Annotated in this window: 10 protein-coding genes; 3 read left to right on the top strand and 7 right to left on the bottom strand. The window is 68.6% G+C overall.

The window, feature by feature from the left end; genetic code table 11:
• Positions 1–118: 118 nt before the first annotated feature.
• Positions 119–631 (bottom strand): hypothetical protein, encoded by a 513-nt coding sequence (locus ABEA07_RS04415; protein WP_345536129.1) that lies wholly within the window; start codon positions 629–631, stop codon positions 119–121.
• A 253-nt stretch (positions 632–884) separates the two neighbouring features.
• On the opposite strand from ABEA07_RS04415, the gene ABEA07_RS04410 reads away from it, so the two are divergent.
• The gene (locus ABEA07_RS04410; RefSeq protein WP_345536128.1) at positions 885–2150 is read left to right on the top strand and encodes a hypothetical protein; all 1266 of its coding nucleotides are present in this window, start codon (positions 885–887) and stop codon (positions 2148–2150) included.
• A 15-nt stretch (positions 2151–2165) separates the two neighbouring features.
• On the opposite strand, the gene ABEA07_RS04405 is transcribed toward ABEA07_RS04410, so the two are convergent.
• Together ABEA07_RS04405 and ABEA07_RS04400 are read right to left on the bottom strand one after the other, a co-directional pair.
• Positions 2166–3482, bottom strand: a complete 1317-nt coding sequence (locus ABEA07_RS04405; protein WP_345536126.1) for a sulfatase family protein — start codon at positions 3480–3482, stop codon at positions 2166–2168.
• A 5-nt stretch (positions 3483–3487) separates the two neighbouring features.
• Positions 3488–4477, bottom strand: a complete 990-nt coding sequence (locus ABEA07_RS04400; protein ID WP_345536124.1) for a Bug family tripartite tricarboxylate transporter substrate binding protein — start codon at positions 4475–4477, stop codon at positions 3488–3490.
• 100 nt (positions 4478–4577) lie between these two features.
• On the opposite strand from ABEA07_RS04400, the gene ABEA07_RS04395 reads away from it, so the two are divergent.
• Positions 4578–4763, top strand: coding sequence for a hypothetical protein (locus ABEA07_RS04395; protein ID WP_345536123.1), 186 nt, complete (start codon positions 4578–4580; stop codon positions 4761–4763).
• Between the two features lie 21 nt (positions 4764–4784).
• Here ABEA07_RS04395 and ABEA07_RS04390 read toward each other — a convergent pair whose 3' ends face one another.
• The gene (locus ABEA07_RS04390; RefSeq protein WP_345536121.1) at positions 4785–5771 is read right to left on the bottom strand and encodes a Bug family tripartite tricarboxylate transporter substrate binding protein; all 987 of its coding nucleotides are present in this window, start codon (positions 5769–5771) and stop codon (positions 4785–4787) included.
• Positions 5772–5903: 132 nt separating this feature from the next.
• Here ABEA07_RS04390 and pcaQ point away from each other — a divergent pair, with 132 nt between their 5' ends.
• Complete coding sequence (gene pcaQ, locus ABEA07_RS04385; RefSeq protein ID WP_345536120.1) at positions 5904–6824, top strand: pca operon transcription factor PcaQ; 921 nt, start codon at positions 5904–5906, stop codon at positions 6822–6824.
• A 9-nt stretch (positions 6825–6833) separates the two neighbouring features.
• Here pcaQ and ABEA07_RS04380 read toward each other — a convergent pair whose 3' ends face one another.
• The 3 genes from ABEA07_RS04380 to ABEA07_RS04370 are packed head-to-tail and all read right to left on the bottom strand — an operon-like array spanning position 6834 to position 11216.
• The gene (locus tag ABEA07_RS04380; protein WP_345536119.1) at positions 6834–7937 is read right to left on the bottom strand and encodes a mechanosensitive ion channel family protein; all 1104 of its coding nucleotides are present in this window, start codon (positions 7935–7937) and stop codon (positions 6834–6836) included.
• A gap of 10 nt (positions 7938–7947) precedes the next feature.
• Positions 7948–10206 (bottom strand): FUSC family protein, encoded by a 2259-nt coding sequence (locus tag ABEA07_RS04375; protein ID WP_345536118.1) that lies wholly within the window; start codon positions 10204–10206, stop codon positions 7948–7950.
• Entirely contained in the window at positions 10203–11216 is a 1014-nt protein-coding gene (locus ABEA07_RS04370) for an inositol monophosphatase family protein (protein ID WP_345536296.1), read from the bottom strand. Before ABEA07_RS04370 ends, ABEA07_RS04375 begins: the two co-directional genes overlap by 4 nt.
• Between the last annotated feature and the right edge of the window lie 66 nt (positions 11217–11282).

The following is an 11282-nucleotide window of genomic DNA, read 5'->3' as shown; positions in this document are numbered from 1 at the left end:
CCGCCGGTGAAGCAGCGGGCCCCGCATCATAAAGAAGGCGCTCGTCGCCAGGACGCGCACCTGGCCGGCAGCCAGCCTGGCCCCCGATCAGCCCCCTCGGGCGGCCACCGACACCGCCTCAGACCTGTCCGCGCCGTCGCCGCGCGACCCGCACGGCGTCCACCCAGGTGTCGACGTTGAAGCGCTGGCCCGATTCCGCGATGCGGGCCCCGGTGATGGCGTGCAGCGGGATCCGGTACATGTCGCCCGGCATCTCGCCATGCCCGGTCAGCAGTTTTTTCTGGATGTCCAGGTGTGAGACCTGCATCGTGCACTCCGCCTTGCGGCCGCTCGGATCGACATAGCGCACCCGGATGCGCGGCTGCTCGTCGACCACGGAATGCTCGCCCTTGCCCTGGATGAACCACTCGGGCAGGGTGTCGGGGGCGGCGTCACTGGCATGGGCCATGCCGCCGCGCACTGTCGGAATTTCCAGCGGCACGTGCCCCGAACGCACCCGCGCCGCAGCAATGCGGCGTCCAACTTCGCGCCGTTGCGCGATCCGACCCCAGGTGATCCACATCACCAGGAAAAGTACCAGCGCGCCTGCCGCCAGCGCCAGCAACTGCCAGCGCGCAAAGCCTCCAACCATGGCGGAATTCCCTTGTCGTCAATTGCCAAGATAGTCACTAAGTACTCAGGCCAAGCGCAAATTCTCGTGGCGAGGTCCGGGGGTGTCAAACCACCGCGGGGCATAGCGCGTTCGGACAGTTGCGGGCGGCGTCGTTCTTCGTCGGCACGGGCCCCAGCCAGCCGGATCTTGCGGCACCTCTGTGGAGCGCGGAACCGGCAGCGCCACGCGGTGACTGAAGTGTCACCGCAACAGCACTCAAGGAAAGCGCACCATGCTGCCCAAAATCGGGGGATCGGCGGTTCCACCCCATTTTTTCAAGATCGACACGTCCGGCGCCGGCGTGCCGGCTGCAACACTCGACAAGCGCTATTGGACAGCCGTGGCGCAGAAGGTGAAGGCGGAGTTCAGACAGATTTATTTTCTCAAGCTGGCGCAAGTCCGTGATTTGATAAAGGAATCCATTCCTCCTGATCTTCTGCCCGTCAAGGAGCCGGGTCTGCATCAGATCGATGCAATTCTGTCCGCCGCCAGAGGTTGCGATGACGTCGACATGCCAGACGTCGCGAGACGGCTTGCCGATTTCACATCAGTCATCGTCAAAGAACTCAACTCCAAGAACAGAGACGAAATTATTTCGCACTATGGCGGGCCGCTGGGGAACCGTATTTATCAGGTGCTCACGCAAGATTACATGATCCCGATGCTCTCGTCGTTCTGGGCGCAATTCAATAGCACGGCGAACCATTGCGATCATGGCGAACGGCTGCTTGCCATGGAGGGATGTCTGAGTGCGTATTTTCAGCTCGCCGGAGAGGCCCGAGGCCAGATTGCAATGCTGACTGGCAGCGACCTTTGCCACGATTTTGGGGAGTTCACCGATTGCCATGCGGTAATGATGGACCCTGTCCCTAGATGGCCGAAATGGCAGAACCATCTCATCGAAAAAATGACGGGGGTCTTCACTCCTCGCTATCTGGATTTCAAGAAAAAAAACCCGAATGCGTCCCCGCACGATTTTATTTCGGCGGACGGAATTGTTTGCAAGAAAGTCAATGCCAGGCTGGCTCTTTTCTATTATTACGGCCAGAGAGTGGGTCGATTTTATGAAAAGGACGATTGCGAGGAGAGGGTGTGTTACAGGTTCAAGTGGTCTATGGAGGGGCCGCCTCAGGCGCCGCTGGTAATCAGCGATTTGACGTGCCATCATCCGAGTCAATATCATCATTCGCCTGCATCGGTGCTGCCCAAGGATTTTTCTGCGGCGCTCCTCTTGAAAGACAACCACGACGAACTCGAAGACACGCTCGCGTCCATCTTCTTCGAATGTTCGCAAATGACCCTATTCAGACGAGGGCAAGCATCGATCGACGAAATGACCGTGAAGGCGCTCGCGAATTGCCTGGGCTATGCCTTCGAGTTTTCCTATCCTGCGCACTTCCCCTCGCCAGACCAGGTCGCGCTGGTCAAGTTCGACGATCGCCCGGGGTTCATTGACGAGGCGCGTGCGTACTTCACCCTGCGGCCGTTGGAGGGGTAGTCTTCCGTGACGGGGTCAGCGCTGGGGCATATTCTTGACCGAGTACCCCAGGCTCACCGTCGCATCCTCCGGAATGGCCGGCATGCTCCCGTTCCATGCCTCCCAGGCGGCCCGCATCGCCGCCAGCCGGTCCGGTTCGCGCTCCGCCTGGTTCGCGCGCTCGCGCTCGTCGGCCGGGATGTTGAACAGGTACTCGTTGCCGTCGACTTGCAGGTACTTCCAGTCGCCGTCGCGCAGCGCACGTTGGCCGCGGTGGTTCATGCGCCAGTGCAGCGGTCGGTGGAAGCCCGCCGACGCATCGCGCAGCACCGGCATCAGCGACCGGCCGTCGAGCGGATAGTCCGGATCGGCCTCCGCCCCGGCTGCGTCGAGCATCGTGGCGGACCAGTCCATGGTCATGCAGTGCTGCGCGCTCTCGCCGCCCGCGCGGATCACGGCCGGCCAATGCGCGATCCAGGGCACGCGGATGCCGCCTTCGGTCAGGTCCATCTTGCCGCCCACCAGCGGCCAGTTGTCGGAAAAGCGTTCGCCGCCGTTGTCGCTGGTGAAGACCACCAGCGTGTTCTCGGCCAGGCCCTGCTTCTCGAGCGCGTCCATGATCCAGCCGATGCCCTCGTCCATGTGGTGGATCATGCGGCGGTAGATGTGGATGTTGCCGCCGGCGAGGTCGAACAGGTTGTTCTTCACCGCCGGCGCGCGGCCCGCGTCCTCGCGCGTTTCCCAGGGCCAGTGCGGCGCGGTGTAGTGCAGGCTCAGGAAGAAGGGCGCTTCCTGCGCGGCCATGCGCTCCACGTAGTCGACGGCGCGGCGCGAGAGCAGGTCGGTGAGGTAGCCCTCTTCCTGCCGGTCCTCCTCGCCCGACCAGAGGTCGTGCCGGCCGCTCGAGTCGCAGTGGGTGAAGTAGTCGACCCCGCCCGACATCGGCCCGAGGAACTCCTCGTAGCCCGAGCGCAGCGGCCCGAAGGCCGGCGGGAAGCCCAGGTGCCACTTGCCGATCAGCGCCGTGCGGTAGCCCGCATCGCGCAGCAGCGAGGGCAGCGTCGGGTGCTCCGGCGGCAGGCCCAGGGTCGTGCTGCCGCGGCTCCTGCTGTTGATCGGCTCCTCGGCCGCGCCGCGCAGTCGGTACTGGTAGCGCGCGGTCATCAGCGCGAAGCGGGTTGGCGAGCACACCGGCGAGTTCGCGTAGCCCTGCGTGAAGCGGATGCCGTTCGCGGCCAGCCGGTCGAGCACCGGCGAGACCGGGCCGAAGGCGGCATCGCGGCCGCCATAGCAGCCGAGGTCGGCGAAGCCGAGGTCGTCGGCGACGATGAAGATGATGTTGGGTCGTTGCATGGATCTCAGGGCTGGTAGCCGGATTTCTGCACCACCGGCGCCCACTGCGCGCGGTAGGCCTTGAGCATGGCGGCGGTCTGCTCCGGCGTGCTGACCACCGGGGTCATCATGGATTCCTTGAAGCGACGCTGGGTCTCCGGGTCCTGCATCACTTCGCGGATGGCCTGCGCGAGGCGCGCGACCTTGTCGCGCGGCATGCTCGCCGGCGCGAAGAAGGCGTTCCAGCCCAGGGCCGTCAGGTCGAGCCCGGCTTCCTTGAAGGTCGGCACATCCGGCGCGAATGCCGAGCGCTTGGCGCCCGACATGGCGAGGATGCGCACCTTGCCGGCCTGGTACTGCGGGATCGCCACGTCGAGCGTGTCGACCGCGATCGGCACCTGCCCGCCGATCAGGTCCGTCAGCAGCGGTGCGGAGCCGCGGTAGCCGATCACCTGCGTCCGCACCTTGGCCTTCTCCCCCACCATGAGGCCGAAGAAATGCGGCAGGCTGCCGGTCGCGGGCACGCCGACGTTGGCCTTGTCGGGGTTGGCGCGCATCCACGCCAGCAGGTGCGGCAGCTCGCGCACCGGCACCGCGGTCGACACCGACAGCGCGAACTCGTAGTCGTTGACGTGCGAGACCGGCACGAAGTCCCGATCGGGGTCGTAGCCGTTGTCCTTGAAGACCAGGGGTGCCACCACCATCACGGCGGGGTTGGCCACCATCAGCACGTTCTGCCCGGCCGGCACGGCCTTGGCCTGCTGGGCGGCGAGGCGGCCCCCGGCGCCGGTCTTGTTGTCGATGACGACCGGCACGCCCAGCTTGGGGCCGAGCTTGTCGCCCACGATGCGGGCCACGCGGTCGGTGGCGCCGCCGGGCGCGTAGCCCACGATGATGCGCAGCGGGCCGTCCAGCGGCTGGGCCGGCGCGGAGGCCTGGGCGTGCGCGAGCGGGGCGAGCGCGATGCCGCCGAGCAGGGCCAGGACGCCACGGCGGTCGAGTGTGAGGTGGGTCATGAGGGATGTCTCCGGGTGTCGTCGTTGGGTGCGGTGCGTTGCAATCGGGCGGCGCCCGGCGGGACCGCAGCCCGATCCACTTTAGAGTCGCGGCATTCGATTGATCAAATCAACCGTTCCCCGGACTTACCCCAATGACATCCTCCCCGCCAAGAACGCTGGACGAGATGCCGAGGAAGCGGCCTGCCTGGACGACGCGCTGCGGCGGCTGCAGGCGCGCGCCGGGCAGCTGTCGGGTGAAGCCGTGCTGCCCGATCGTCGACGGCGCGGGGGCGGGCGCCTTTGAAGTGCAGCAGACACGTTAGCCTCAATCGACCTTCATGCCCGTGGCCTTGACGATCTGCCCATAGCGCGCATGGCTCGTGGCCAGGCGCTGGACTGCGGCAGGTCCGGTCTCGCCGAGCGGCACCATGTCCAGCGTGGACAGGCGCGAGCGGATGTCGGGCTGTGCCAGCGCCGACGACAGGGCGGTGCGCAACGTCTGCATCACCGGCTCGGGGGTGGCGGCGGGGACCATCGCGAGGTACAGGACCTCGAACTCCAGGTCCTTCAGGCCCAGTTCGCCGACGGTCGGCACCTGCGGCAGCAGCGGCGAGCGCTGGCGGCCGGTCACGGCCAGTGGCCGCAGCTTGCCGGCCTGGAGTTGCGGCAGCAGGCCGGGCGTGGCGACGATGCCGGCCTGCACCTCGCCCGACAGCATCGCCATCACGGCCGGCGCGTTGCCCTTGTAGGGCACGTGCGTGATCTTCGCGCCGGTGGCGTTCGAGAAAATCTCGGCCGCGATGTGGCCCGGGCTGCCGTTGCCGGCCGAGGCGAAGGTGGCGGCTTGCGCTTTGCTTGCCGCAACGAAGTCCTGCAGCGTCTTCGCACCCACGGAGGGGCCGACACCGAAAGTGAGCCCCGAGGAGCTGAAGATCATCAGCGGCTTCAGGTCCTTGGCCGCAAAGGGCATCGATGCGTAGAGATGCGGGTTGATGGTGAAAGTGGTGTCGATCGACAGCAGCACCGTATAGCCGTCGGCCGGGCTCTTGGCCACCACGTCGGCGCCGATGTTGCCGCCGGCGCCCGGCCGGTTGTCGACCACGAAGGGTTGCTTGAGTTCCTTCTGCAGCACGTCGCCCAGGGCGCGGCCCAGGATGTCCAGCGGGCCGCCGGCCGGGAAGTTGGTGATGAACTTGACCGGCTTGGCCGGATATGCCGCGTCGGCATGGGCGGCGGGGCCGAAGGCCAGCGCAGCGCAGGTGGCCCCCAGGCCGAGGCGGCGCAGGGCGTCGAAGAAGGTGGGCAGGGTCATGGTGGCTTGTCTCCGGATTCAGAGTCGACTCTAGGGGGCTGCCCGCCACGGCACAACTGAAAGCTCTTCTGCCAGCTATTCCGGACGGTTATATTTCTGCAGGCATGCCATAGGGAGAGTCTGTTGTCAGCCATGAACTTTGCTCGACTCAAGCTTCGGCATCTGCAATGCCTGGCGATGGTGGCGCAGGAGCGCAACCTGGTCCGCGCAGCCAAGGCGCTCGCGCTCACGCAGCCGGCGGTGTCCAAGACCATCGCCGAGCTGGAAGACATCGTCGGCCGACGGCTTCTGCTGCGCCGGCGCCGCGGCGTGGAACTGACGCCGGCCGCGGAGGTGCTGGTGCGTCACGCGGTGGCAGCCTTGCGCGGCCTGCGCGAGGGCCTCGGCCTCGCGCTCGAACAGCCCGAGCTCGACCAGTTGCAGGTGGCGGTCGGCGCACTGCCGAACATGGCGGCCCACCTGTTGCCGGTGGCCGTCGCGGCATTGCACGACAGGGCGCCCGCGCTGCGCGTGCGCGTGGCCAGTGGCACCAACGCACAGCTCATGACGCAACTGCGCCAGGGCGAGATCGACCTCGTGCTCGGCCGCCTTGCGCAAGCCTCGGCGATGGCCGACCTGGCGTTCGAGCAGCTTTACAGCGAGCCGCTGCTGCTGGTGACGCGGGCGGGCCATCCGCTCTCTGCGCAGCGCCGCCCGAAGCTCGATGCCCTGGCCGGCTATCCGATGGTGATGCCGGTGTCGGGCACCTCGATCCGCCACACCGCCGATGCTTTCCTGTTCGCGCAGGGCATCGCGCTGCCACGCTGCCTGGTGGAGGCGACCGACACCAGCTTCGCGGTGGGCCTGCTGCAGTGTGCGGACGCGGTCTGGTTCGCGCCCCAGGGCGCGGTCGAAGGCTTTCTGGCGCGGGGCGAGCTGCGCCGCCTGGCCATCGATACCGCGAGCACCGAGGGGCCGGTGGGCCTGACGGTGCGGCGCGGTGGCGACGTGGGGGAGGGGGCACGCCTCCTGATCGAGGCGATTCATGAGGCGGTACGCCGGCGCGGCGCCTGAAGTGCGCCTTCAGGCCGGCGCGGGTTCCCCGCGCACCGCGGGCGCGCCGGCCGCCTCGGGCGCGGCAGGTGCCGCCTCGCCCTCGATGCGCAACCGCGGCAGATGCTGCGGGTACTCGCGCTGCATGAAATCGATCAGCCCTTCGCGCACCGTGCAGCGCAGGTCGAAGGCCTGCGAGGACGAGGCCGCGGTGCACAGCACGCGGATCTGCATCGTGCGCTCGCTGGCATCGGTCACGCGCAGGTTGAAGAAGCGGCCGTCGAACTCGGGCGCCGACTTCACGATGCGCTCCACCTCCGCACGCAGCGGCGCCAGCGGCATGCCGTAGTCGGCGTAGATGAACACCGAGCCCAGCAGCTGCGAACTGCTGCGGGTCCAGTTCTGGAAGGGCTTCTCGATGAAGTAGGACAGCGGCAGGATCAGCCGCCGGTCGTCCCAGATGCGCAGCACGACGAAGGTCCCGGTGATCTCCTCGACGCGGCCCCACTCGCCCTCCACCACCAGCACGTCGTCGATGCGGATGGGCTGCGCCAGCGCGATCTGCAGGCCGGCGATCAGGTTGCTGAACACCGGCTTGGCGGCCAGGCCGGCCACGATGCCGATCACGCCGGCCGAGGCCAGCAGGCTGGCGCCGACCTGGCGCGCGCCCGGGAAGGTCATGAGCATCAAGGAAGCGCCCGCCACCAGGAGGATGGTGGCCGCGGTGCGCGAGAGCACGCGCGTCTGGGTGAGCACGCGCCGGGCTTGCAGGTTGTCTGCGACGTCGTGCGGATGCTTGGCCAGCACGCCGTCGGCGATGCCATTGACGGCGCGGATCGCGAGCCAGGTCACGGCCGCGATCAGCAGCAGGCCGTTGAGGTGGCGCACGCCGGCGATGAAGCGCAGGTCGTCCGGTGCGGCCTGCCACACCATCTGCAGCGCGATCAGCGGCAACACGAAGCGCGCGGGGGCCTGGATCTTGACCAGCATGGTGTGCAGGACCGGCATGGGCCGCGCCAGGCGCCGAAGCACCATGCCGCCGATGCGGTGAACGAGAAGGGCCAGCGGCACGGCGATCAGTGCGGCCAGGCAGGGAGCGAACCAAGGTTGGGTGAGCAGGATGTCCAAATTCATGACCCCGACCTTAAGCAGTCAGGGCCGCTTCCTGTGTAGGCGCTTGAAGGATTCGGGCCGCGTCGTCGCGCAATTGCGCCGAGATGCCGATCGCCATGTCGAGTCGGCGCAGCAGCCAGGGACTGACGTCGTTCTCGAAGGGGTCCGGCAGGGGAATCGATTCGGCCACGGTGGTGGCGGCGACGCTCTCGGGCATCGAGGGGCCGGTGGTCGGCGTGCTGCCGATGAGAGCCTCGATGCGCGCCGCGGCGCGCTGCAGCGGGCCCTCGATCTCCGCCGGCGTGAGCCGGTCGCGCCGCAGCACCAGCATGGACTTGACGGCGCTCAACTGGGCCAGCAGCTGGTAGCTGTGCGCCTGCAGGTGCTCCAGTGGCTCCAGCGGCGGCTGCACGGCGCGCGGCTCGGAGAGCGAGCGCTGCGTGGCCTGCACCAGCGCCGAGAGGCTGTCGAAGGCCTCTCGGCGTGCCAGGCGCCATTCGAGTTCCGGGCTGCTCTGCACGGCGCGCAACTGGCCCAGGCCGAGCGCGAGCCGTGCATGGCGGGCCTGCGCCGTGAGGCAGCGCGCCACCAGCGAGGGGATCTGGCTGCGCTCCCACGAGGGCAGGACGTAGCAGAAGGCCCAGGCCACGCCGGCACCGATCAGCGTGTCGGCGATGCGCTCGAACAGGGCGAAGGTGGGGCTCATGCCCACGTTGAGCTGGTGGGCCTGCAGCAGGCCGAGCACCGTGGCAGCCACCGAGGTAATCAGGTACTTGCGTACGGCAAAGCCGTGCGCCACGGCCTGCGCCAGGGTCATGGCGACCAGCGTCGCCAGCGCCCCGGGGTGCGCCGACAGGAGGGCCACTGCGACCACGCAGCCCAGCAGCGTGCCGGCCACGCGGCTGTTGCGCCGCTCCAGCGTCTGCGACAGGCTGCCGCGCAGCACCACCACGATGGTCAGCAGGATCCAGTAGTCGTGCGAACCCCAGGGCATCAACACCGCGATGGCGTAGCCGGTGGCGATGGCCAGGGCGGCGCGAATCGCGTGCCGCAGCGGCGGCGCGTCCCAGCGCCAGAGCGTGAGGAAGGGCATGAGCGACCACTCCGTCGGGCTCACGAACATCTGCCAGTTGGCGCGCACCACCGCGAGGTCGGGCTCCTGTTCGCCGCGCGCCAGGGCGACCAGGCGCAGCACCTCGTCGTTGATGTGGCCGATGCGGTTGGCCAGCCCGCGCGCGAGCATGGCCGGCGTCGGGCCGCCAGGGGCCGTCGCGGGATGAGCCGGATCGTCCTCCAGGCGAATCGCCGCCAGCTCGGGACGGCGGTCGGGCGCGGGATCGGGCAGGCGCCCCAGCAGCATCGCGTCGGCGAGCGAGGCGGTCTGGTCGGCCAGCGCCTCGAGGATGCGCTGCATCTCGCACAGCGCCGCCGCATGGCCGGGGTGGGATTTGAGCGCGTCCACGTCCAGCTCGGAGGCCAGCAGCATGTCGCGCAGCTCCAGCACCATCACCAGCATGCCGGCAATGCGCTGCCGGCGCGGGGTGCGCGGCGATTCCAGCACGATGTCGCGCGTGGCCTGCAGCTGGTCGGCCAGCGCCGCCTGCGCGCCCAGCAGGCGGCCCAGCAGCGGGGCGGGCACCTCGCGCACGTCGCCGGCCTCGTCCCGCGGCGTGAACTGCCGGGCCTCGGTGCGCATCAGCGCGGCGAGGGACAGCAGGAGGTCCGCCATCGCCTGCACCCGGTAGCGCGCGTTGAGCAGATGGTTGGCCAGTACCGCGTAAAGCACGTAGAGCGCTGCACCCAGGCCGAGGTGCAGGGTGCGCTCGAGGGCCTCGTGCATGCCGCTGGGGGCGGGCGTGGCCATCGAAAAGATCATCGAGAACATGATCGCGATGGCGATCGGGATGCCGCGCTTGCCCCAGGCCATCGCCACGAAGGCCAGGAAGGTGGCGGGCACCAGCAGCAGGCCGAGCCGCAGCGGGTCCGAATGCAGCAACTGCACCAGGAAGAAAAGCGGCAGGCCGATCAGGGGCGACGGCACCATCTGCCAGAACTTGCCGCGCCGCGGACCGGGCAGGTCGGGCGGTGCGGTGACGATGACGCCGACGCCGGCCGCGGACGCCGCCGCGGTACCCAGTACCAGGTGCACGCCGCCGGAGATCAGCAGCAGCCCCAGCGCGACCGACACGCCGTTGGCGACGTAGAAGGACAGCGCCGCGCGCAGCGCGGCCTTGCCGCGTTCGGTGGCGGCGGCGGTGGCCGTGAGGGCGCCGCGCTGCGCCTGCATCATTCGCTGGAGGCGTCGCCCGGGGCGGGCGCCGCGGCAGCGGGCGCCTCGCGGCGCAGGCGCGTGAGCTTGCGCGGGGCCGGGGTCTCGGCCGTGGATTCGGCTGGCTCCGACAGACCCACCGTGCTGCGGGCATACACGCTGCCCACGGAGGGGTCGACCGCCCGCACGCGCTCGCTGGCGGCGAGCTTGTCGTCCACGCTGGCGAACTTGGAGTACTTGGCCAGCAGCGGCACCAGCTGGCCGTAGATGCGCGGCGAGCCCGCCAGGCATTCGCGTTGTTCGAGGAAGTCGGGCTCGCCCGTGAAGTTGCCGACCAGCCCGCCGGCCTCGGTCACCAGCAGCGAGCCGGCCGCCACGTCCCAGATGTTGAGGCCGGTCTCGAAGAAGGCGTCGCTGAAGCCGGCCGCGACGTACGCCAGGTCCAGTGCCGCCGCACCGGGCCGGCGCAGGCCGGCGGCGCGCGGCATCAGGTCGGCCATGATGGCCAGGTACTGCTTGAAGTTGTCGCCGGTGCGGAACGGGAAGCCGGTGGAGACCAGGCACTCGGTCAGGCGCGTGCGCTTGCTCACGCGGATGCGCCGCTCGTTCATGAAGGCACCGCGGCCGCGCGTGGCGGTGAACAGGTCGTTGCGGGTCGGGTCGTAGATGACGGCGTGCTCGATCTTGCCCTTGATCGCCAGGGCGATCGAGACGCAGTAGACCGGGAAGCCGTGGATGAAGTTGGTGGTGCCGTCCAGGGGGTCGATGATCCAGACGTAGTCCGAGTCCCTGGCGCCGTGCTCGGTGCCGGATTCCTCGGCGAGGATGCCGTGTCCAGGGTAGGCGCCGAGCAGGGTGTCGATGATCACCCGCTCGCTGGCGTGATCGACCTCGGTGACGAAGTCGTTGACCTGCTTCTGCGAGATGCGCACCGCCTCGATGTCGAGCGCGGCCCGGTTGATGATGGCGCCGGCGGCGCGGGCGGCCTTGACGGCCACGTTGAGCATGGGGTGCAGGTTGGGAGACGGCATCGGATGGGGGGAAGAACGGCGGGCGGTGCCCATGGAGGCTGCCCGGCGATGCAGGCGGCGAGAATC

It is taken from the genome of Variovorax defluvii (genome assembly GCF_039541515.1).
In the GTDB taxonomy this organism is placed as follows: Bacteria; Pseudomonadota; Gammaproteobacteria; order Burkholderiales; family Burkholderiaceae_C; genus Variovorax; species Variovorax defluvii.
Note: the sequence above shows the minus strand (reverse complement) of the source record. Positions and strands in the feature narration are given on the sequence as shown.

What these genes read in the sequence shown, in the direction of transcription:
- ABEA07_RS04415 (WP_345536129.1), bottom strand. Translation starts at nt 631, where the DNA reads ATGGTTGGAGGCTTTGCGCGCTGGCAGTTGCTGGCGCTGGCGGCAGGC.
- ABEA07_RS04410 (WP_345536128.1), top strand. Translation starts at nt 885, where the DNA reads ATGCTGCCCAAAATCGGGGGATCGGCGGTTCCACCCCATTTTTTCAAG.
- ABEA07_RS04405 (WP_345536126.1), bottom strand. Translation starts at nt 3,482, where the DNA reads ATGCAACGACCCAACATCATCTTCATCGTCGCCGACGACCTCGGCTTC.
- ABEA07_RS04400 (WP_345536124.1), bottom strand. Translation starts at nt 4,477, where the DNA reads ATGACCCACCTCACACTCGACCGCCGTGGCGTCCTGGCCCTGCTCGGC.
- ABEA07_RS04390 (WP_345536121.1), bottom strand. Translation starts at nt 5,771, where the DNA reads ATGACCCTGCCCACCTTCTTCGACGCCCTGCGCCGCCTCGGCCTGGGG.
- pcaQ (WP_345536120.1), top strand. Translation starts at nt 5,904, where the DNA reads ATGAACTTTGCTCGACTCAAGCTTCGGCATCTGCAATGCCTGGCGATG.
- ABEA07_RS04380 (WP_345536119.1), bottom strand. Translation starts at nt 7,937, where the DNA reads ATGAATTTGGACATCCTGCTCACCCAACCTTGGTTCGCTCCCTGCCTG.
- ABEA07_RS04375 (WP_345536118.1), bottom strand. Translation starts at nt 10,206, where the DNA reads ATGATGCAGGCGCAGCGCGGCGCCCTCACGGCCACCGCCGCCGCCACC.
- ABEA07_RS04370 (WP_345536296.1), bottom strand. Translation starts at nt 11,216, where the DNA reads ATGCCGTCTCCCAACCTGCACCCCATGCTCAACGTGGCCGTCAAGGCC.